Raw genomic sequence first — 24,772 nt, 5'->3', positions numbered from 1 at the left:
TATTTCTGTATTTCTGAAATCAAAAATCCTAAATCAGAAATAGTTAGAAATGCTTACTCACAACTCATAATTCAACACTCTGAACTAAAACAGTGTATTAATTATTTTGGATAGATAATGAATAGTTAAGATATGCTCCAAGAAATTCTTGGAGCATACTTTTTATAAAGGATTATAATGTCATTTTTAGCTGAATGAAATAAGTTATTACCCAAAGCTCCCAATGATTCGGGAAAAGTGTTCTTAAAGTAGTCATCGATTTTTGTAAGTGATTGGATACCGACTGTTTGTTGATATTCATCAAATCAGCAATTTCATCATGACTGAGTCCTTGGTAAAATTTAAGAAAAAGAACTTCTCGTTGGCGTTTTGGCAATAATTCAAGGGCTTTTCTAACACGTTGCTCGTTTTGAGAGTATATTTCAGTCGAAATCCATTGGTCTTCAACGTTGGTTTCGTCTGCGATATTGGCCTCCTCAGAGTCTACATCAGTACTAAAATCCTGCCATTTATTTTTACGCATTTGATAAAGCAAATTATTTCTAACCGCTCTAATCAAATAAATACTCATCACATTGATAGTACCAATGGTTGCCCGTTTTTCCCATAACTGAAGAAACAAATCTTGAATAGCATCTTTGATGGCTTCCTTGTCGGCAGTAAAGTTCAAAGCATAATTGAACAATAGACGATAATGTGCCTCGCATAATTTACTGAATGCTGCACGGTCACCTAGCTGAGTTTGTTCCCACAAGGATACATACAACTCGTTATTTTTTGATAGAGAGGCTGACTTTACCATAATTTTGCTTAATTGATTAAGCAAATGTAACAAAAAAAATAAATAATGATATATTTTTACGAAAAAACTTTAGCGATATTTCTAAAAATAAATAAGCACATTACTTTTTTACCAAAAAATGACAACTTGATTAAACGTTTAATGAAAATATATTTAGTCTTTATTAAGCGTAAATTTACCTTTTCTTGTTACTAAAATACATGTAGGCAAAGTCCACAAAAAAATATTTTAAAAAAAGAGTATCACAGGAGTATTCTCACATCTTATGATTGAAGAATAGAAAAAGTGCAATAAATCCTATGCAAGATTATAGACAATATAAGCCAACAGACTTTATTTCGGATGATTCTTTCCGAGCATGGGTTTTGGAAAATTCGGAAGGAGATACTGCCTTTTGGGAACAATGGATGCTATTAAATCCAGATAAAAGAGCTGATGTTTTGGAAAGCAAAGGCATTTTATTGTCGATTTACAAAGCTTTTGAAAATATAAATGATACAGAAGTCGCTTTTGAACTAGAAAAACTTAATGAACGATTGGATGAGTCTGAGGCTCAGAATAAGGTTGTTCGTTGGCCGTGGAACAAAATTTTCTATGCTGCTGCTTCTATTTTACTGATTTTAGGTCTATTCTGGTTGAATCAGCGTCATGAAGCCTCTCAGCAAATAGAAAATAATATTGCTTTGGCGCAAGGCTCAGCATTGAAATGGGTTACGAAGGAAAATACCACCAACAATCAGATGACTGTAAACTTGGAAGATGGAAGTACAATTGTTTTACAAAAAAATAGTAAGATTCTTTATCCAGAAAAGTTTGAAAAAGAACAACGGAAGGTAATATTGATAGGAGAGGCATTCTTTGAAGTCGCCAAAAATCCATCAAGACCATTCTATGTTTTTGCGAATAAATTAGTAACTAAAGTGCTGGGTACAAGTTTTTTAATACAAGCCAATGAAGCCGATAAAACGGTAAAAGTAGTGGTTAAAACAGGGAAAGTATCAGTTTTTGAAAATACGGTAAGCAATCTTGGTGAACACACAACCAATAAAAAATTACAAGGATTGGTGTTAACGCCTAACCAACAAGTGGTGTTTGATGAAACTGATAAAAGAATGATCAGAAGTCTGGTGGATTCTCCTAATTTACTAAAGGTGCCAATTCAGAATCAGGTATTTGAATTTAATAATGTACCAATTGCTGAAGTTTTCAAAACCTTGGAAAAAGCTTATGGAATTAATATTGTGTATGATGCTGAGGTCATGAAAAACTGTTATTTGACAGCTTCTTTAGACGATGAACCACTTTTTGAGAAACTTAATTTAATCGGTAAAACAATTGATGCCAAATACGAACAAGTAGATGCGCAAATTGTGATATACTCTAACGGTTGTTATTAAACGTCGAATGCTATCAATTTTTAGTATTAAAAAAGTAAACCTTATTATTATGTAAAAAACTCGGCTATTAGCCACAAAAAAGAAGCGAAGGTGTTCCCGCACCCTCGCTTCAAAACTCCCTATCTTCTTTGGCAATGATGATTCACACTCAAAAAGTGTGCTGGGGGAGTATTTGCCGATTCGAATACGACAAATCAAACAAAAGTATGAAAAACAAAGTACTATTTCAAAAAACAATCCTAAAAGTCATGAGGATAAGTTTCTATCAGGTGCTTATTGCGATGATCTGTACAACCATAGCCGAAGCCAGAGAAGGTGTGGCTCAGAGTGCGTTAAATCAGAGACTGAGTGTTCAAAGCAATAACCAATCGATTGTAAGCATTTTACATAAATTAGAAAAATTGTCGGATGTACGATTTATGTACAATCCACAAATTTTTGGTGGTGATGCCACCTCAAGCATTTCAGCAAAAAATGAAACACTAGATAATGTTTTGGAGCATTTGCTTAAACCTTTAAGGGTTGATTATGAGATGGTTGGCAATAAAATTATTCTGAAAAAGAATATGATGTTATCGACTATTGCTAACCTCGAAACTCGCATCAATACGACAATCATGCTCGGTGACCAGACAGTAAAAGGGAAGGTTGTAGATGAAAACGGACAGCCTATTCCTGGTGCAAGTGTCATCATTAAAGGGACTACTAAAGGAACTACCTCCGACGAAAAAGGAGAATTTAGTATCATGGCGCCAGAAGCTGGAGCGCTTATTATTTCGTCGGTAGGTTTCAGCAAAAAAGAAATCAATATAGCAAAACGTGTATCTATTAACGTTACTCTCGAGTCAGACGTAAAGTCCCTCAATGAAGTCGTAGTGGTAGGTTACGGTACTGCCAAAAAAGCAACATTAACGGGTTCGGTCGCAACAGTATCTGCTCAAACCTTTAAAGATCGTGGTCCAGTATCTAGCCCCTTAGCTGCTTTACAAGGTCAGGTTCCGGGTGTGACAGTTACCCGCAATTCAGCGCAGTCGGGGCGTGAAGGTTGGAATTTCCAAATCCGTGGAGCCGCTTCGGTCAATTCTACCGAACCTTTGGTCATTGTAGACGGCGTACCAGTGCCAAGTGTAGGTACATTGAACTCTTTTAACCCGAACGATATTGACAATATCTCTTTCTTGAAAGATGGTGCTGCGGCAATTTATGGTTCTAGAGCTGCGGGTGGAGTTGTTTTGATTACCACAAAAAGAGGTAAATCTGGTAAAGTGGTGATTGATTATAATGGTTCAACATCCATCAAACGTGTGGGTTTATTGCCTAAATTGGTTGATATCAACGGCTGGGCTCCGCTTGTGAAAGAGGCTCGTGCTACAGATGGTTTTCCGGTAACAGATATTTGGTATAACTACGGCTATGTGGCAGAAAAGGCTTTGGCAGCAGGAAAACAATGGTTGACTAAAGCCGAATACGATGCCATGAGCACCACTGGTTCGGGCTTATTTGGTGATGTAAAGGACTTCACTTTCTTCAATGGGACAGAGCAAGATATGCTTTGGGGTAATGCCACTTCTACCGAGCATCAACTAAGTATTTCAGGAAGTTCAGAAAAATCTGGCTATCGAATTTCGATGGGGTATTTGAGCGATGGAAGTTTATTAAAAGTAGGAAATAATTATTCTAACCGCTATAACTTTCGTTTGACACACGACTATAAATTTTCTAGCAAATTGGCGTTAGCAACGAACTTTTCATACGAAAAACAAGATATTATTCAACCTACCTATTTGGGTGATGTCTTGAATAATGGAAACCAGCCAGGAAAGCCTCTTAACGGAGAAACCATCAACGGAAAACCTTATGTTTGGGGCTCAGGACTTGGAAATGCTTCTGTCAACAAAATTGCTGATTTGGGAGGAGATAATAAAGAATATAACAATCGTTTGAATACCAACTTCAATTTGACTTATACGTTTAGCCCGAAACTCAAGGCAGTTGGTTATGCGGGATATTACAACTTGAATACAGATATTCGTACGCAAGGCAACTCAATTGGCTGGTATGATTATACGGGTACTGTGCTAATTTCGAATTTACCTTCAAGAAGCTTCTATCAACGTTCTTCTCGATTAGAAACCAATTATAACCTAAATGGATACTTAGAATACGAGAATGAACTGCTGAAAGATCATCATTTTAAAGCAGTGCTAGGAGCACAATACGAACGTTACGAAAACAATATTTATATCGCCAAAACCTTTGATGTATTAGCCAATGTACCGCCTTCATTGTCGTTGAGTACTGGCGACCCAACCTCTAAAACGGTAACTGAAAGTCAAACACATACGGCATTAGGAGGGTATTTTGCTCGTTTGAACTACAATATTGCAGATAAGTATTTTGTAGAAGGAAATGCAAGATATGATGGCTCTTCTAAATTTAGACCAGAAGACCGCTGGAAATTGTTTTATGGCGTATCTGGTGGTTGGAGAATCGGTCAAGAGAATTTTATCAAAGACTTAAACATTTTTGATGAACTAAAATTAAGAGGCTCTTATGGTGTAATGGGCAATCAAAGCGGTATTTCGAACTACGATTATATCCAATTTTTGAACCTTGCTTATTCTACTAGCTCAACAGACGCCAGCTATCCGATTATCGGAACAAGTCCAGTGGTGAGAGTATCACCTACCAGTACACTCGTGGCGTATGACCGTTCGTGGGAGCGCTTAGAAGCTAAAAATTTAGGACTTGACTTTACGGTTCTCAACCGAAGATTATCAGGTACTTTTGAATATTTCTGGAAACGCAACGGCAATATGTTACTAAGCCGTACTTACTCGGCAGTAATGGGTGCAAATGCACCGACTGGAAATAATGGAGATTTGAAAGTTTGGGGTTGGGATTTCTCTTTAAACTGGCGTGATAAAATTGGCGAACTAACTTATAATGTTGGTTTTAATCTTTCAGATAACCAAAATAAACTGGTCAATTTCGGAGGACAGACTTTGATAAGTAGCAACAACAGAGGTTTCAATGGTGCCGTAGAAGGTTATCCTATCAACTCTTACTTTGGTTTGGTGTATGACGGTCGAATCCAAAATCAGGAGCAGTTGACCGCCTATCGCAAATACATCACAGGCAATAACATTGGAATGCCGTCTGGAGCCGAAAATGCACAAGCTAACAACCGCTTGGCACTTGGCGACAATATGTACAAAGACGTGAATGGTGATGGTAAAATTACTTTTCCAGAAGATGCCGTTTATTTGGGTACAGACAACCCTCGCTATACTTATTCGTTCAACGCAGGCATTCAGTTTAAGGGTTTTGATTTTAATGCTATTTTCCAAGGTGTAGGAAAAAGAACCATCATTCGTGATGGCAACTGGAGAACTCCTGCGGCAGTAATCTTCCAAGCGCAAAACTCAGCATTCCTAAATCAATGGTGGACTCCTGATCATACAGATGCACGTTTGCCTCGTATTTCGTCTACTGGTACGATTAACAACTATAACTATTTCCCTTCTGACTGGGTAGCAGAGGATGGTTCTTATTTAAGGTTGAAAAATTTAGTGATTGGATACACCATTCCGAAAGCAATTACACAAAGAGCTAAAATAGAAAGACTTCGTGTGTATTTTTCAGGAAATGACTTGTTTGAATTTACCAAAATTAATGATGGCTGGGATCCTGAAGCACCAAGAACAGTATCAAATGCAGGCGATTCGAACAACCTGAATGTGAGTACTACAAGTCAAAGATTCCCTTTCTATCGCTATTTTACTTTTGGGGTAAATTTGACTTTCTAATAAAAATCTTCATGGTGTTGAGTACAATTATTTGATTATCAGAAATGTATAAAATTGAGAATTGTACTCATTTAAAATAGATAAAGAAAATGAAAAGTAAAAAGATATATATCAAAATAGCCCTAGCGGCGCTTTTATTTACGGGAGTAAGTTGCAACGACCTCGTAGATATGAAACCAATCAATGAAATTTCGGATGCAGATTATTGGAAAACACCAGATCAATTTAGACTAGCAGCCAACGAATTTTATACCTATTTAAGAAGCTTCTCAGACATTTTGAACGATATGCCTCATGCTGACCGTCGTTCCGACATCATGTATGTTTCTGGAGGCTCTACTTTTAGTAATGGTTCAAACACTGTTCCTTCTTCGGATGGTAATTGGAATACTGCTTATACTCGTATTAGAGCAACCAATTATCTTATTGAAAAGGCAAGTTCATATTCGCAACCCAATGATATTAAGACCTTTGTTGCTGAAGCGAAGTTTTTTAGAGCGTACACTTACTTTGATTTGTTACAACAATTTGGAGAAGTGCCAATTGTTACCAAAACGTTGACGACAACCTCCTCAGAACTAACTTCTCCCCAAAATTCTAGAGAAGAAGTAGTTAATTTAATTGTCCAAGACCTTGAAGCTGCTATTACAGATTTACCTCTTGAGAATGCGATTGCCGCTTCGGATAAAGGTAGAATTAGTAAAGGTGCTGCACAAGCTTTTTTGAGTAGAGTCGCGTTGTATGAAGGCACGTGGCAAAAGTTTCGTGGAAATACTGCTAGAGCAAACACTTTGTTAGACAAGGCTATATCAAATGGGGATGAGGTAATCAAAAGTACACAATATGAGCTTTTTGCACCTACAGCCTTAGGTGACTCAGCACAGAAGTATATGTTTATCCTAGAAAACCAGCAATCCAACCCAGCCAATATCACTAAAGCAGCTAATAAAGAGTATATTTTAGCCAATCGTTATGACTTTAACTTGCGTCAAATTCGCATGAACGTGACCAAAGCTACCCTTAACAATGTTTACTGGGTAACACGCAAATTTGCTAGTATGTACCTTTGTTCGGATGGTTTACCAATAGAAAAGTCTCCACAATTTCAAGGATACAAAACCACGACTTCTGAATATCAAAATCGTGATAATCGTATGCAATACACGATGATGGTCGATGGACGATATTATTGGAATAACCAAAACCCTGGCGCTCGTGTTACTTGGAAAGGTGATGCGATAGATATAGCCAACTCGAATGGTAAATATAAATCGAATTCAAACACAGGTTATGCTACCCAAAAATGGGCTACCGAAAGACGACTCGATGACAACCAAGAAGCTTACGACTATCCTGTAATCAGGTATGCAGAGGTATTATTAAATTATGCGGAGGCTGTATATGAGAGAAATGGAACAATTTCAGACTTAGATTTGAACCGCTCATTGAATGTAGTACGAAATCGTGTAAATAAATCAATGCCAAAACTTAGTAATGCATTCGTTGCAGCAAACGGTTTAGATATGCGTACCGAAATTCGTCGTGAAAGAACGATTGAGCTATACTTTGAAGGATTTAGAAGAGATGATTTGATTCGTTGGAAAACTGCCGAAATAGAGATGCCTATCGACATTCAAGGGATTCAATGGACAGGAACAGCCTACGAAACGTATTGGCCAAGTATCAAAAATAATGTGGTAAATGGCGTTTACAGAATAGAAACTGGAAGAAAATGGCAGGATAAAAACTACTTGTTGCCTATTCCTTCTCAACAAATACAATTGAATCCTAATTTGAAGCAGAACGCTGGCTGGTAATCCTGAATGATTTTATGACGTATAGGGTGTAAAGTAATGCCCTATACGTTATTCCTAACATGCCTAATCACTCCCTAATTTTGCCTTCTTGAAACGCCCTACACTTCTACTTAAAACCTCGAAATTTGATTTTCTAACATTTACTAAACGTTAACATGAAAACTTCTTTAACGTGGCAACTACGATTATTGTTTCTAATAATTGTAGGGTTGATGCCGTATGTCCATACTCAAGCACAAACCTTTACACATCCTGGAGTATCTCACAAAAAGTCTGACTTAGACAGGATGAAAGCCATGGTTGCTGCTGGAATTGAGCCATGGAAATCTTCCTTCAAATCACTTTCTCAAAGTCCTTATGCCAGTTATAGCTATGCTGTTCGAGGCAATGGTAGTACGACTTTAGCAACGGTTTCGACCATAACTGGTTTTAATTATGATGATATCAAATACGATGGACTAGCCGCCTACTGTAATGCCTTGATGTGGTATGTAACAGGAGATGAGCGTCATGCCAAAAAAGCAGTGGAGATATTCAATGCTTGGTCCTATCTGCAAATAATCAAAACGGGTGGTACTAGAAGTTTGGATGCTGGTCGTGTAATATGGAAATTGTTGGAAGGCGCCGAAATTATCAAGCATACCTACACTGGATGGAATGCGACCGACCTTGAAAGATTTAAGTCTATGCTAGTTTACCCAGGTTATTCGTCCACGGTAGAACCAACCGCTCAGATTAATAATGAAGAAGTGACCTTCTATTGGTTTATGTACAATGGTGATGCAGGTCGTCATGGCAATCAAGGAATTTTTGGGATGAGAGGTGTCGCTGCCATGGGTATCTTTTTGGATAATCGTGTGATGTACGAACGCTCTATTCGATACCTAAAAGGACTGCCTCACCGTGCTGATGACCTTCCTTATCCAGCTGGACCACCAATCAATGGGACAACTCCGACCAGTGCTTCAAATGAATATCAAGAGGTATATGCGTTGAACGGCTTTGATAATTCTGTTCCTGATTATGGGTATAATGAGTTAATTCAAAATTATGTTTGGGAAAATGGTCAATGTCAAGAAAGTGCCCGAGATCAAACTCACTCTTTGAATGGGGTAGGGAATATCTTGACCATTTGTGAAATGGCTTGGAATCAAGGCGATGATATCTATAGTTTTCTTGATAATCGATTGCTCAAGGGGATGGAGTACAGCTATCGTTACAATGTTTCGCTCAATTATCCTTATCCTGACCAGACAACTCCTTGGGAACCGACAGTTGAATCAGGTGAATTTATTAGTCGCCGTGATAGAACTGGTAGATGGCAATCGTTGAGAATGAATCCACTCAATGAAGGAAAAACCGCAACGACAAGAGCTACAGGGTTTAAATTTGACCGTGCACCAATTACCGAAATGGTATTGGGGCATTATCGAGATAGAATAGGAGTGAGTGCCAATAATTACAAATGGACACAACGTGCTTATGATATTTCGACACAAGAGTTAGGTGTTGAAAGCCAAGGTTTTGAAGTCGATTATCCAGGTTGGGGTGGTTTGACTTTTCACAGAACATCTCTTTCTCCTGGCGATGCTTGCTCTTTTGTGAATGGAAAACCTGTTTTTGCAATTCCCCATTTTCCTGCTACGATCGAAGCTGAAAACTTTGATTATATGCCTACCGATGGACAAAACAAAACATATTATGATTTAAGTAACTCAAATACTGGCGGTCAATTTCGTCCGAACGAAGCGGTTGACATTGAAAGTCGAACTAATGGAGGATACCACTTGACGTCTTTAGAGGCAGGAGAATGGGTAAACTATACGGTAAATGTGCCAACAGCAGGACGTTTTAAGATCAATATCAATGCTTTGGTTCTTGCAGCAGGAGGGAAAATCAAAATTGAGTTTGATGGAACAGATAAGACGGGCGAATTTGATATACGTGCAAATGGAAATTCTGCTTGGCAAACGATTACTGTTGCGCCACAAGTGAGCCTACATGCAGGTGTTCAAAGCATGCGAATCAAAATTGTGGGAGTTTCTAATGCCTTCAAGTTGGATAATATCGTGGTGGAATATCTTGGGGCCTTACCAACGCAAACAATCTCATTTCCTGCCATTGCTACAAAGTCATTTGGTGCGGCGAATTTCAATCCTAGTGCTAGTGCAAGTTCTGGGCTACCTGTAACTTATATGAGTTCCAATACTTCCGTAGCAACAATTGTCAATGGACTTGTGCAAATAGTTGGTGTAGGTTCTTGTCTGATTACAGCCTCTCAACAAGGGAATGATGATTATGCCGCAGCACAAAGCGTAAGTCGCACGCTATTAGTGACGGGTATCGCCGCTGGAGATTATCTTTCCTCTGGCAATATGAATTGGAATGGTGGAACTTGGAATATTTCAGATGGAAACGGTGGAATCGCAAGTTCAACCACGACAGCTCCGACTGCCAATACTAATGTTCATATTCTAACAGGACATACTGTTACCTTATCTACCGTAGCAGGTTCTTGCAAAAGTTTGACAGTCAATGCGCAAGCAACACTCACAGAAACAATTGCCCTCACAGTAGCCAATACCTTGATTATGGATGGCACGATGACACATACTGGTGCGATTACAGCAAATGGTGATGTTTTTGTGGGAGGTATTTGGACTGCCTCAAGTAATTTAACAGTAGCGAAGAATTTTTCTATTCAAAGTTCAGGCGTGTATAAATCTTCAACCGCACCAGGTGGGTCAGTTTTTAGTTTGACGGTCAATGGCAATGATGCTGTTGTTCGTGTAGATGGAACTTTAGGAGGAACTACCACAGGCAATAGCACCGTTGGAGAAGGAATCAGACTCTATCTTGGGGGAAGCGGTTCGCCAACGGTAACAGGTACAGGTATAGTAAATATTGCTCGTTTTCAACCAACTGGTAACAATATCCAAAATATCATTTTTGATATAGATATGAATTTTGGTAACAACAGTGTGCAATCGAGTGGGATAAATACCTTATCATTATTGGCAGGAACTTCTAATAAAACGCTGACTATTAATGCAGGAAAAACGGTAAAAATCTCTAATCCCAATGGCTCATTTCATTCCCCAACCAATGCGACAGAGGATAATACAGTAGCCGCCTTGAAATTAGGTGGAACGCAAAATTATGGAAATATGACCTACAATATTTTGGGAACTTTAGATGTAAGCCAAGCACATTTTGTCTTGTACTCCAACACCAGCACGTCCAATCCTTCAGCGGTTCAAACAATCGCCGTAAATGTAGGAACTCAAGGAATACTGAAATTGGGCTCTGATGTTAGAATGGCGAAGAATGCTGCCACTCAAAATATTTTTGTAAACGTAGCAGACGGAGGAATCATTGATGCTACTACGGCGCCTTTAAACTTAACCATAGCCCCAATTAGTGCCAATGGTCATACCACAAATGGTTCGGGTCAACTATGGTTTACCATGGCTCCTAACGCAGTCTACAAACAGGCTCTGAGTGCTGGAGTGGCAACGCCTCTTTGGGTGGGTGTGTCTAACACAAGTTACAATCCCGTTACAATTACCCCTAACGCTGCAACAGTGGTCGAAACAAGTCTTCAAACTGGCTTTGGCCCAAGTGGGTTGGAGACTCAAACTATCCAGCAAGCCGTTAATCGTACATGGAATTTGAAAACTTCTGATGCGGTGAGCAGTTCATTAAAGTTTGGATTCAACGCTTCTGATTTGAATGCAGGGGCAAGCGCCACTCAAGGAATGAAGCTTATTCGCTATAACTCCTCAACAAATACTTGGGAAAAAGTAGCCAATAGCACGCCACAATTAGGTCAAAATAACAGCTTTACTGTTTCTTATGATAATGTTTCACCACTGTCGAATTTTGTTCTGAGCAACAGATATTATGTGCCAGTGAATATTACGAATCTTAGTTCGTTTTACTGTAAAAATGCTCCTGCTGTAACACTAACAGGAACCCCTACAGGTGGGACTTTTACAGTAGATGGTAGTCCCGTAAGTGTATTCGATCCTGCAAGTTTATCTTCTGGAATGCACACAGTCATTTATGCTTTAGCAGATGGTGAAAATTCAGATACCTTGCAAGTGGAGGTAGGAGTCTCATTGATAGCTCCAAGTATTTCGGGTGCAGGAGTCTATTTTATGCCAAATCCAGTAACTCTAACTGCTTCTGGTTGTTCTGGTACCGTTCACTGGTCAAATAATACCTCAGGAAATACATTAACCATATCTGGTTTAGGAAGTTATTCATATACAGCTACTTGTGTTGTGAATGGTTGTGTTTCTCCTATCAGCGATGTGACAAATGTGGAAATCAAAAAGCTAGACCAGATGATTACCTTTGAGGAAATAACCAATAAGTACATCGACGAAGCAGACTTTACTCCAGTGGTTTCTTCTAATGCAGGTTTGGCTATTTCATTAGTAAGCTCAGACACAAGTATCGCCAAAATTTCTAATGGACTAATCAAATTAGTGGGCGTTGGGACTGTACAAATTACTGCTTCACAATCAGGAAATGGCAATTACAATCCTGCTGCTAATATCTCTAGGAGCTTTTCTATTTTAAGTTCTGTTAAAATAAAATATCAGAACGGAGATAATAGTACAACCAACAATCAAATTAAACCATTTTTGACCTTAGTAAACGAAAGTAATCATACAATCCCATACAACGAATTGACGGTGAAGTACTGGTTTACTCCAGAAAATTATACAGGTATCAATACATGGATTGACTATGCAGCACTTGGGAATTCGAATGTCAAAATGAGTTATTCTAATTTGCCTAATCCACGAAATAATGCCTTAGGATATGTAGAATACAGCTTTTTAGCTGCGGCAGGTAATCTGGGAGCAAATGCTAATTCAGGTGTAATTCAATCAAGATTTGCCAATACAGATTGGTCAGATTTGAATGAACAAAACGATTATTCATGGTCAAATACCAATTCCACTTTATTGGTGACTAACATTACGGTGTATAGAAATGGTAAATTGATTTGGGGACAAGAGCCGTCTTTGGTACCTGTCAACCAGTCGCTGAAAGTGTATGCAAATTCAAAGTCACAACCCAATTCAAACACTATTAGTACCTATTTAACCCTCAATAATGAAGGGAATAGCCCTGTAAACTACAAAGATGTGAAAGTTCGCTATTGGTTTACCAAAGATGGAAGTGCCAACTTAAACACCTTCTTTGACTATGTACAGATAGGTAATGCTCAGGTTAATGGAACTTTTGGCAGTGTTTCTAACAAACAAGGTGCAGATTCCTATTTTGATCTTGGTTTTAACGCCACAGCTGGAGTTCTTTATCCTTTATCAAATTCAGGAAATATCAATTTTAGAATTGCGAAAACTGATTGGAGTAACTTCAACCAAAATGATGACTATTCCTATATGAGTGTAAATGGAAATTCTTTGTTGTTAAATACCAAAATTTCAGTGTATTATCAGGGGAATCTAATATTCGGTTCTGAACCTAATACCTTGTCCAATAATGCAATAGGGAATAATCTGGCATTGATACAGTACAGTGTATATCCTAATCCTTCTTCTCAAAATAATGTCAAAGTAGCGTTGAAAAATGACATTAAGTTGGAAAATGATGTTCCAATTCGAGTATATAACAGCACTGGGATGCTTATTACTGAGAAGATAGTAGAGGCAGGTGAAACGAGAACAATAGAACTCAATTTACCAGACCAATTGACAACAGGTGTGTATTACATCCAATTAGGAAATATGCCATCTGTTAAGCTAATCCTTCAAAAATAGATCAGGTTTTTACAGATTCGAGAGTCTTTTTGAGGCTCTCGAATTTTATTTTATAGTTTCCAGTGTCTCTCGAAATGCTTGCTTACGAGCTTAACTTTTACCCTGTCAAAACTTTTTTACATATTTTTCTTCATAAAAGGGTATCAAATTCAAAAAGTGGCATCTTTTTATTGTGGACTACTTAGAAATTGCACTAAGAGTATATGATTCATTATAAAATCAATAATTTTTCATAGATTTTTAAGAAAGAGTAGAAATACAGTCTGTGGAGAGGATGGATGTTTTTTCAAAAACTAGGTTTTTTATGAGAATAATCGTTTAACTTGTATGCTACTTCCCGAAAAACTTAAAACGATTGTGTTTGTAGATGAAAAAAATGTCTATCAAAGAAGTGGCAAGCGCTCTTCAAATTTCTACTGCTACGGTTTCATATATCCTTAATGGAAAAGCCAAAGAAAAACGTATTAGTCCCGAATTAACAAAAAAAGTAACAGCTTTTATTGAAGAAAATAACTTCAGACCGAACCATTTGGCTAAGAGTCTCCGAACGGGCAAAACGAATGTGATTGGCTTGATTGTTGAAGATATTGCCGACCCTTTTTTTGCTAGTGTAGCAGGGCATATCGAAAATGTAGCTTATGAGAATGGCTACAAAATCATTTATAGTAGTACCAAAAACGACCCTAAAAAAGCTAAAGAGCTGATTGATACTTTCAGAGATCGTAATGTAGATGGGTATATCATTACGCCTACAGAAGGTATTGACAATGAAATTAAATATCTGATTGATAGTAAGTTGCCTGTGGTATTGTTTGATAGGAATTGTAATGATTTAGATATTAGTTATGTGGGAATGAACAATTTCGAAAGCTCATATCAAGCAGCGAAATACCTTATTTCACAGGATTATAAAAATATTGCATTTGTAACGCTCGACTCTGTTCAGCCCCAAATGATAGACCGTTTGCTTGGCTATGAAAGAGCGATTTATGAAAACCGTTTGACTTCTTTTGTCAAAAAAGTAGAGTATCGTGCTGCCAAAGAACATTTGATTATGGCGGAAATTGAGAATATGCTGAAAACAGAACCTCATATAGATGCGATTTTTTTTGCTACTAACTATTTAGCTATCACAGGAATAGAGTTGCTAAATCGCATGGGAGTAAAAATAGGAGAGGAGTTAGGCATGATGGTTTTTGATGACAACGATTTGTTCCGTATTCATCAGCCATCTATCTCAGCGATTGCTCAACCGATTCAGGAAATGTCTCAACAACTGATTAATGACTTGTTGGAACACATGCAAGATACCAACGAGTATACCAATAGAACAACCGTTTTGCCTGCACACCTTATTATCAGAGATTCGTCGAGTAAAATGCGCAAAAATGCTTAGATGAACCTATAAGGTGTAGATAGAAAAGTAATAATGCAAAATAAATTGCATTATTACGCTCTAGGTTAAAAGCATTAAGCACAGATATACCCTTTATTTCCACAAATAATATGTTTTAACTTTTAGCTTATGGCATAAAGCCCACAGCGCTAATATTTATCCCTTTTTTTAATTGATAGCTTAATCCTTTAAGCTAAGTGAATTGCTATGAAAAAAATATTGACTACTTGTATCGCTATTTGCTTGACTTGGAACGTAAATGCGCAGTTTAATCCTCAAAAAGAAATTGATTATTGTGCGACACAAGCCTTAAAAACTATCAACACTTTACCCGCCGATGGTCAAGGGAATAATATCCCAAGAAGTATCGAGAAGGATAAAACAGCTTGGCGACTTGTAGATTACAAAGATTGGTGCAGTGGTTTTTGGTCTGGCGCTTTATGGTATTTGTACGAGGGTACCAAGAATCCTCTTTTTAAAGAACAAGCCGAAAGATTTGATAAACAATTAAAACCTCTATCCCAAGAAAAGGCCTACGATCATGATCTTGGCTTTCAGATTTTTTGTAGTTATGGCAATGGGTATCGCTTAACGGCTAATTCTACCTATAAGAAGGTGATTCTCGCTACTGCCGATACATTGGCAACGCTTTATAATCCCAAAGTAGGGACGATTTTATCATGGCCTCGAGAAGTGAAAAAATTTGGTGCACACAATACCATCATCGACAATATGATTAATCTAGAGTTGTTGTTCTGGGCGGCTAAAAATGGAAAGAATAAAAAGCTCTACAAGATAGCCGAGCAACATGCACTAACTACTATGAAAAATCATTTTCGTGATGATTACACTTCGTATCATGTGGTGTTGTACGATTCGTTGACTGGGAAAAAAATCAAAGGAATGACCCATCAAGGTTATGCGGATCATACCATGTGGGCACGCGGACAATCTTGGGCAATTTATGGTTTTACCATGTGTTACCAATTCACTAAAAACCCTCAATTTTTAGATTTCGCTCAGAAAGTGACCGATGTGTATTTAAAAAATTTACCTGATAATACCTTGATTCCCTACTGGGACTTCAATACGCCAGAAATTCCGAATACAACCAGAGATGCCTCTGCGGCTGCCGTAACTGCATCGGCGTTATTTGACTTAGCCAACTATGTGAAAAGTCCACAAAAGAAGGCTTTGTATTTAGCCAAGGCTAAAAAAATGGTAGAAAGTTTATCGTCTGCCGAATATCAGAGTAGAAAAGTAAATAATGCATTTCTGTTACATTCCACAGGAAATAGACCAATTAATGGAGAGGTAGACGCTTCTATTATTTATGGAGATTATTATTATATCGAGTCCTTGTTGAAATACAAGAAATTGCTCAAACATCAATAAATCAATGTCACATAACCTCTGAATATACTTACTCATCTCGTCTATTGGGGTTTTAGATTTACACCTATTTGGATTGGATAGTTTTACCGAATAGACGGATGAGTAACAAACAAAAACAATCATTTCTAACATTATGATAAGAACTCTTACCATGACCCTGTGCCTGTTTTTAGGGTATTCTTTTGCCTTCGCACAGAAAGGGCTTATTCCTCAAACCCTTCAAACCATCAAATCACCTGATGGAAAATTAGTTTGTCAACTTTATCAAAAATTGGATAAAAAAGGGCATAAAGCAATTTTTTATACCCTTACCTACAATAGTACTCCAATTATCTTGGAGTCAGAGCTAGACATTCAGTTAGACAATCATTTATCTGAATTAGCTATGGCATTGAAGGTAGATAAAACTACCAAATGGTGTGAAGATATGGAGTTTCTCAGAGCGAGTTCATCCGAGGTAGATTCAGTTTGGAAGCCTTTGTATGGTGAACGTTCTGTAATAAAAAATCGCTATTCTGCTGCTACGATCGCTTTTCAAAAAAGTAGCAATCATGATTATAAAATGGATATTCAGGTGAGATTGTACAATGAAGGGCTAGCTCTTCGCTATTACTTCCCTGAAAATCCGAAAGGCTCTTATTACCAGATTACGGCTGAGAATACAGAGTTTTCGCTTCCTGCTGGGACAACGGCATTCTATACACAATGGGCACAAGGCAAATATCAAGAACTACCTTTAAAAGACTGGGTGGATTCGGGAGAAAGACCGATGTCATTGCGACTTGCGAATGGCTTGTGGGCGTGTTTGGCAGAAGCCGAAATGGTGAATTATGCTCGTGGAAAATTTGCTTTATCCAAAACCAAAAAGAATACTATTCAAACGAGCTTGTATGGGGGAGTAGATGCTATTACTTATTTTGGAACGCCTTGGCGAGTAATCATGGTAGCGGAATCGGAGGGGCAACTCATCGAAAATAATGATATTCTTTTGAACCTAAATCCTGCCAATAAAATTGCCAAAACAGATTGGATTAAGCCAGGGAAAATTATTCGTGAAATGACTTTGACTACACAAGGTGCCAAAGATGCGATTGATTTTGCTGCAAAAAATAACCTTCAATATATTCTGTTTGACTGGAAGTGGTATGGACCAGCCTTGACTTGGGATACTGATGCGGCCAAAGTGGTAGCACCTATTGATATGCCTGCTGTCGTGGAATACGGTAAGCAAAAAGGTGTTGGAATTTGGCTGTATGTAAATCTTCAATCTTTGGTTAAACAAGCCGATGAGATTTTCCCGCTTTACAAAAAATGGGGTATTAAAGGCATTAAGTTTGGGTTTGTTCAAGTGGGTTCTCAACATTGGACAACTTGGGTAGAGGAGGCCATAAAAAAATGTGCTGCCAATGATTTAATGGTAAACATACACGACGACTGGCGACCAACTGGTGAGATGCGAACTTATCCGAACCTCATGACCGCCGAGGGTATTAGAGGAAACGAAGAAATGCCAGATGCTTCTCATAATGTAATGCTTCCTTTTACCAGATATATTGGTGGCGCGGCTGATTATACGATTTGCTATTACACCAATCGAATTAAGACTACCCATGCCCATCAGTTAGCTATGGCAGCGGTTTACTACAGTCCAATTCAAACGCTGTTTTGGTACGATAAACCATCACAAAGTAAGGATGAACCTGAATTAGAGTTTTGGCGAAAAATCCCAACTACTTGGGATGAAACAAAAGTGGTAAATGGTAAAATTGGTGAATATATCACGATTGCTCGTAAGTCAGGAAATGATTGGTTTTTAGGATGTATGACTAACAACGCTGCCCGTAAGCTGACGATAGACTTTAGTTTTTTAACTGTAGGTAAAAAGTATAAAGCTCATCTCTATTTTGATGATGCAAACGTAAATACTACTACCAAAGTAGGGATGAAAACTATTAGCGTGGATTACACAAGCAAATTGGAGGTGGATTTGTTGGCATCGGGTGGATACGCCATCTGGTTTGAAGAGGAAAAATAGTTTAGAGAAACAGGTTAATTATGAAACATATAGGTGTTGATATTGGAGGCTCGCATATTACGGCAGCCCAAGTTGATTTACAAAAAGGAGAGGTCGTTGCTTCTACCTTATCAAGAGCAAAAGTTCATCCACATGGTAGTGCTGAAGAAATTTTGAGTATTTGGGCAGACACAATCAAGCGGGCATTACATGGCTCAGAAGATGGTCGAATTGGTATCGCGATGCCAGGTCCTTTTGACTACCTCACAGGGATTTGTTTGATGAAAAATGTCAATAAATACGAATCGCTGTATGGACTCAACATCAAACAAGAACTCTCAGATCGATTGGGGATTGATGTGCAAAATATCGTTTTTCGCAATGACTCAGAAGCTTTTTTGGCTGGCGAAATGCGTTTTGGAGCAGGCAAAGGGTTGGAAAAAGGAATAGGTATTACGCTTGGAACGGGGCTAGGTACTTCCATTTATCAAAATGGCGAAGCGCAGGATATGGCTTTAGGTATTAATTATCCTATGCTGGAGGGCGTAGCCGAAGATTATATATCCACTCGTTGGTTTGTGGATACTTATCAGTTAAAAACTCAAAATTCCATTGAAGGTGTCAAACAATTGGTACAATTATATCCTTCTGATGTGATTGCTCGTAAATTATTCGAGGATTTTGGTCAAAATCTATCTTCATTCATTCATGGTTTTATCAAACGATTCGAACCAGAAGTTATCATTATTGGAGGGAATATTGCCCACGCTTCAGAGAAGTTTTTCCCAACCATTATCCAACAATTAGCTGCATACAACCCAACGATTCAACTACATAAAACTATTCTAAACGAAGAAGCATCTCTTTTAGGTGCCATTAGCCATAAATGATTAATGCGTTAATCAAACATTATTGCTATCGGTTTCTGTCCTAAAGCACACCAAAATCATGTCTAAAATTAAAGCCTCTTTAACGGAGCGAAGGTACTTAGTTACCTTCGCTTTCGTTACCTCATTGTTTATGCTTTGGGGAATTGCACACGCTATGAGCGACGTGTTAAACAAACATTTTCAAAATGTACTTCAAGTAAGCAAAGCCCAATCTGGACTCATTCAATTATCCGTTTTTGGTGCTTATGCCATCATGAGTATTCCTGCTGGACTATTCATGAAGCGATTTGGGTATAAAGCTGGCGTATTGTTTGGCTTAGCCCTGTTTGCTTCGGGCACGTTCTTATTCGTTCCTGCTGCAAATGCCGAATCTTTCGGAATGTTTCGATTGGCTTTATTCATTTTAGGTTGTGGAATGGCGACGCTCGAAACGGTAGCACATCCCTTTGCAGCCGCTCTTGGCTCGCAAGAAACCTCAGACCAACGACTCAATTTATCCCAATCATTCAATGCCGTCGGAACGATCATTGGTCCTGCCATCGGATCCTATTTTCTATTGAGAGCTAGTGGAAATGAGGGAAATGATTTAGGTTCTGTAAAAAGTCTGTATGTTTCCATAGGAATAGCCATTTCTGTTGTTGCCGTATTATTCTCTTTTATTCAAGTGCCTAATTTAGAGGTTGCTCATCATGGTACTGAGTCAGATACTATGGAGGAAGAGACTCCATTATGGAAACAAAAACATTTTATCTGGGCAGTCGTCGCACAGTTTTTCAATGTTGCAGCCCAAGCAGGAACATGGTCATTCTTTATTAATTATGGACATGATGTCATGGGCTTTTCTGACGAACAAGCTGCCAATTACATGATTGTTTTTATGGCAATGATGGCGCTCGGTCGTTTTGTGGGGACTTTCTTGATGAAATTTATTGCTCCAAACAAGCTCTTAGGAATCTTCGCTACAGGTAGTATCATTGCTTGTCTGGTGGTAGCACAAGCTTGGGGTTGGATTTCTTACAGTGCCTTAATGATGATAAATTTCTTTTTCAGCATCATGTTTCCGACCATCTTTAGTTTAGGATTGAAGAGCCTAGGCAAACATACACAACAAGGCGCATCCTTTATTTCAATGGGCGTAGTCGGGGGTGCATTTTTCCCTCTTCTGATGGGATTAGTTGCCAACCAGAATGTTGCTCAGGCATATTATCTACCAATAATCTGCTATCTGGTTATTGCAGTTTTTGCATTTAGGTTATATAAAATAAAAAAATAATACAAATAGGGTATCTTAAGACCCGATTCATCTCCTTATCTCAGAAACTCAATTCTGAATATATCAAAATTACTTTTTCTATTTCAGAAAATTGATTTCCCTAAAGCAAGTAAACCTTCATCACTTGTTTAAGGGAAATTCTTGATATAACAATACTCGTCTTAATCTAAAATCAATGGATTCATTCAAAAACCTACTTTTCAAAATAACGCTATTGGGTGGCTTATGCTTTAACGATAAAGCACTTCTGGCACAAAAGCCATTTGTATCAAAAGCGTGGGTGGCCGATAACGGAGATGGTACTTACAAAAATCCTGTACTCCATGCCGACTATTCCGATCCTGATGCCATTCGTGTAGGAAATTATTATTACTTGGTTGCTTCCTCCTTCGAAAATATTCCAGGCTTACCGATTTTACGTTCCAGCGATTTAGTCAATTGGAAAATTATTGGAAATGCGTTGACAGTTCAAACGCCCAAAGAAGTTTTCGATACTCCACAACATGGAAAAGGGGTTTGGGCACCAGCCATTCGATATTATAAAGGTGAGTTCTTGATTTATTATCCCGGTCCTGATTATGGAATTTATGTAATTCGTTCGAAAAACCCAGCAGGGCCTTGGTCGACGCCAGTGTTGGTTGAGGCAGGTAAAGGATTGATTGACCCTTGCCCTTTTTGGGATGAGGATGGAAAGGCTTATTTAATTCATGGATTCGCGGGTAGTCGTGCAGGAATTAAGAGTTTTCTTGTCCTAAAATCATTGAGTGCTGATGGCTCAAAAGTACTGGATGCTGGTAAAATTATCATTGATGGACATGAAACAGACCCAACTTTAGAAGGACCTAAAATCTATAAACGAAATGGTTTTTATTACGTATTTGCTCCTGCGGGTGGCGTGGCTACAGGTTGGCAATTGGTATTTCGTTCCAAAAATATTTATGGACCCTACGAAAGAAAAGTTGTGATGGATCAAGGTAAAACGGCAATCAATGGTCCACATCAGGGTGCTTGGGTGAGTACACCAACTGGCGAAGATTGGTTTTTACATTTTCAAGACAAAGGCGTATTTGGACGAGTGGTACATTTACAACCCATGAGCTTTAAGCATGATTGGCCAGTTATTGGCATTGATCCCGATCAAGACGGCAAAGGTGAACCTGTATTGACTTATAAAAAACCGAAAAGTGCTATCCCTTCGGTCATTGAAACGCCTCAGGATTCTGATGAATTCAATACGCTTGACTTGGGTTTGCAATGGCAGTGGAATGCCAATCCAAAGGTCACTTGGGCATTTATGTATCCTAGCAAAGGTTCTCTTCGCTTGTTTACTGATAAAATTCCAACTGGAGAAAACCTGTGGTGGACGCCTAATGTACTTCTGCAAAAGTTTCCTGCTCCTGCTTTTACGGTTACGACCAAGTTGCAATTTACCCCATGTGAAAGATTAATTAATGAAAAAGTAGGCTTGACTATTTTGGGTTTTAGCTATGCCAATATTGCCCTAAAATCGGCAAAAGATGGTGTTTGGCTCACCTACACTACTTGCAAGGATGCTGACAACCACAAACCAGAAATAGAAACCAAAATCAAATTGGTCGATTCCAAGCAGGCTATTTATTTGAGGCTTGCCGTGAAAGAGGATGGATCATGCAAGTTTAGCTACAGTCAAGACAATCAGAATTTTACAGAAGTAGGGGAGGCGTTCCAATCAGAAGTTGGACGTTGGATAGGTGCTAAATTTGGGTTGTTCGCAACGCGTGAAGATACCATTAATGATGCAGGATTTGCTGATTTTGATTGGATAAGGGTTGAAAAATAGAACACTAACTAAACATTTTTCTTGAGTAAAATAGATGAAGCATTATAAAAGATTATTTTTCCTTTTCTTCCTCAGTACGCTGATGGGAGTGAGTGCTTTGGCACAAAAGCATCAAAAATTGTTTTTTACGCCAGAACGCATTACGTTCTTAAAAAAACGAATTGAAACTGATGCGGAGGTTCGTAAAAACTGGGAAGAAGCACTGGCAGTCGCTAAGCATCAACTTGAAAAGCCTGACTTGGATAAAATTGATTATTTGAGTCTTGCTTACCTCATGACGGGTGAGCAAGTTTATGCTGACAAAGTAAAAGAACAACTTTTGAAACTTTGTACCAAAAGCACATGGTCGAATCCTGAAATGTTGAAACGTCAACCAGCTTGGTCGTCCGATTTGCGAACAGCAGGTAATTGCTGGATTGTGACAATGGGCTTAGAGGGCGTCTATGACCAATTGTCGAAGGACGATAGAAAAACTATTGTTTCAGGCTTGATGCGCATGGGTATTCGTCCTGCTTTGGACGAGTGGTTTTTACCTGAAAAAAGAATCCATACGCTCAACTCTATGGGTCATAACTGGTGGTCATCTTGTGTATATATGGCTGGTGTAGCGTTGCTTTCTGTGAAGGATGATGTTCCTGAATCTGCTCAATGGCTCAAAGATTTGAGTGCTTCTGCCGAAGAATGGTTTGGTTTTGCAGGAGATCAATTACAGCATAAAGTCAAAACTTGGGATGCGAAAGGTGGAATGTATGAAAGTGTAAATTACGCTTCTTTCGGCGTTTCAGAGTATCTTTTATTTCGTTTGGCTTTTCAAAATGTTTTGCCTAAAGTAAAACAACCTGATATTCCTTTGCTCAAAAATATTCCCTCCTTTTTTATGAATGTGGGTTATCCTCGTGATGGAATGATGTATTCTCTGACTTTTGGGGATAGTCATAAAAATATCGTAGGCGAACGACCAGTCAAATTGTTATGGGCATTGGGCTACCAAGATCCCAATGCTTTATGGTATTTGAATAATATCGAAACGGGGCAGCATCGTGAAGGTCTGGCAAAAAATGCGCCGATGGGCTTGATTTTTCATCCTGACTTTTCTAAATCGCCTGAATTACCCAATCTTCCAACTTCGCAATTATATGAAGATATGGATTGGGCAACGCTCAGGGATTCTTGGAAGAAAAATTCGACATTGTTGGCAGTAAAATCTGGTCATACTTGGAATCACTCTCATGCCGATGTCAACTCTTTTTTGCTTTTTCACAAAGGCGAATTTGTTATCAAAGATGCAGGGCATAGCTGGTATGCCTCCAAAGAATATCCTGCCTATTTTTTTCAAAGTCCTGCTCACAACGTCTTGACTTTTAATGGAAAATATCAACCAACAGAACAACAATATCATGGAGCACCGCTTCGTGGCGAAATGTCAGAACTGTTAGACGCTGGTGATATTAAATATGTGATGTCGAACGGTACTGGACCTACGTCGTGGATTTACTCTCGAAATTTTCGCCATTTCCTATGGATAGGTAAAGTCATTTTAGTCATTGACGACGTGAAAGCGCATGAAACAGGAAAGTTTGAATGGCTATTGCATCCTGCTGGCGAATCTCAAAAAGTGCGTGGAGATATTAGTATTGTCAACAAAAAAGGAGCTGTATTGGTCAGACCACTTTTTCCTGAAACCTTAGTTGAAACAGGTTTTAACCATGATTTTCCTGAAAAAATGACGCTTAATGAAATCCTTGCCCCGAATGAAGAAAATGTAAAGGAGCAAGAAAAGTATTACAGTATTGGTTATCCAGAACAAGTGCGTCAAACCAAATTTATTACCGCTATTATTCTTAAAGATTCCATCAACGATACCAATATTCCAGTAATTGAAAGAATGACAGGAGAGGATATGATTGGGGTGAAAATCAAGCAAGATGGTAAAGTCACAGACGTGTATTTGAATCTCAAAGCTGATGGTAGGTTGATGCATCTCAATAGTATCAAAACATTTGGAGGATACACAACTGACGCCTATTTAACAGCAATTTCGTATCCTGAAAAGGCGCCTAACACCATTTCAAACTATTTTATTGGATACGGAAGCTTTTTAAGAAAGGATACTACCAGCTTGTTTAGTTCATTATCTAAATTGTCATTAGTGGTCAAAGAAAAGGATGCTAGATATGACATTCAGGTGACTGGACAGCCATTGATTCGTGCCACATTTTCGGCTTCTGAAAAACCCATAAATTTAAGTGTAAATGGGCAAATGCAGAAAGTAGACTTTCAAAAAGGAAATTTTTCTATAAATTTACAGAAATAGAAGTGTTAAAAGTTTCTTTTGATGAGGGGTATTCTGTGAGTATTTCAA

General features: G+C 38.4%; 12 protein-coding genes. 11 read left to right on the top strand and 1 reads right to left on the bottom strand.

Annotated features, from left to right (window positions below):
* Window positions 1-172: 172 nt before the first annotated feature.
* Window positions 173-802 carry an RNA polymerase sigma factor gene (locus tag QM481_RS06085; protein ID WP_283381079.1) on the bottom strand — a complete coding sequence of 210 codons (630 nt, stop codon included), beginning with the start codon at window positions 800-802 and terminating at the stop codon, window positions 173-175.
* Window positions 803-1,101: 299 nt separating this feature from the next.
* Here QM481_RS06085 and QM481_RS06080 point away from each other — a divergent pair, with 299 nt between their 5' ends.
* From QM481_RS06080 to QM481_RS06030, 11 genes are all read left to right on the top strand, one after another.
* On the top strand, window positions 1,102-2,199 hold the full coding sequence (locus tag QM481_RS06080) for a FecR family protein (protein ID WP_283381078.1): 1,098 nt from the start codon (window positions 1,102-1,104) through the stop codon (window positions 2,197-2,199).
* Window positions 2,200-2,405: 206 nt separating this feature from the next.
* Window positions 2,406-6,008, top strand: a complete 3,603-nt coding sequence (locus tag QM481_RS06075; RefSeq protein ID WP_283381077.1) for a TonB-dependent receptor — start codon at window positions 2,406-2,408, stop codon at window positions 6,006-6,008.
* 89 nt (window positions 6,009-6,097) lie between these two features.
* Window positions 6,098-7,825 (top strand): RagB/SusD family nutrient uptake outer membrane protein, encoded by a 1,728-nt coding sequence (locus QM481_RS06070; RefSeq protein ID WP_283381076.1) that lies wholly within the window; start codon window positions 6,098-6,100, stop codon window positions 7,823-7,825.
* Window positions 7,826-7,980: 155 nt separating this feature from the next.
* A complete protein-coding gene (locus QM481_RS06065) occupies window positions 7,981-13,623 on the top strand; it encodes a cellulose binding domain-containing protein (protein WP_283381075.1) in 5,643 nt (1,880 codons plus the stop codon).
* Window positions 13,624-13,990: 367 nt separating this feature from the next.
* Complete coding sequence (locus tag QM481_RS06060) at window positions 13,991-15,019, top strand: LacI family DNA-binding transcriptional regulator (RefSeq protein WP_283381074.1); 1,029 nt, start codon at window positions 13,991-13,993, stop codon at window positions 15,017-15,019.
* A gap of 207 nt (window positions 15,020-15,226) precedes the next feature.
* Window positions 15,227-16,414: a glycoside hydrolase family 88 protein gene (locus QM481_RS06055; protein WP_283381073.1), complete on the top strand. Its 1,188-nt coding sequence runs from the start codon at window positions 15,227-15,229 to the stop codon at window positions 16,412-16,414.
* A gap of 133 nt (window positions 16,415-16,547) precedes the next feature.
* Window positions 16,548-18,449: a glycoside hydrolase family 97 protein gene (locus tag QM481_RS06050; protein ID WP_283381072.1), complete on the top strand. Its 1,902-nt coding sequence runs from the start codon at window positions 16,548-16,550 to the stop codon at window positions 18,447-18,449.
* Between the two features lie 20 nt (window positions 18,450-18,469).
* A complete protein-coding gene (locus QM481_RS06045; RefSeq protein WP_283381071.1) occupies window positions 18,470-19,318 on the top strand; it encodes an ROK family protein in 849 nt (282 codons plus the stop codon).
* 58 nt (window positions 19,319-19,376) lie between these two features.
* Window positions 19,377-20,591: a sugar MFS transporter gene (locus QM481_RS06040; protein WP_283381070.1), complete on the top strand. Its 1,215-nt coding sequence runs from the start codon at window positions 19,377-19,379 to the stop codon at window positions 20,589-20,591.
* A 175-nt stretch (window positions 20,592-20,766) separates the two neighbouring features.
* A complete protein-coding gene (locus QM481_RS06035) occupies window positions 20,767-22,410 on the top strand; it encodes a glycoside hydrolase family 43 protein (RefSeq protein ID WP_283381069.1) in 1,644 nt (547 codons plus the stop codon).
* A gap of 34 nt (window positions 22,411-22,444) precedes the next feature.
* Window positions 22,445-24,724, top strand: a complete 2,280-nt coding sequence (locus QM481_RS06030; protein ID WP_283381068.1) for a heparinase II/III domain-containing protein — start codon at window positions 22,445-22,447, stop codon at window positions 24,722-24,724.
* The last annotated feature ends 48 nt before the right edge of the window (window positions 24,725-24,772 follow it).

It is taken from the genome of Flectobacillus rivi (genome assembly GCF_030056655.1).
Taxonomy (GTDB): domain Bacteria; phylum Bacteroidota; class Bacteroidia; order Cytophagales; family Spirosomataceae; genus Flectobacillus; species Flectobacillus rivi.
Note: the sequence above shows the minus strand (reverse complement) of the source record. Positions and strands in the feature narration are given on the sequence as shown.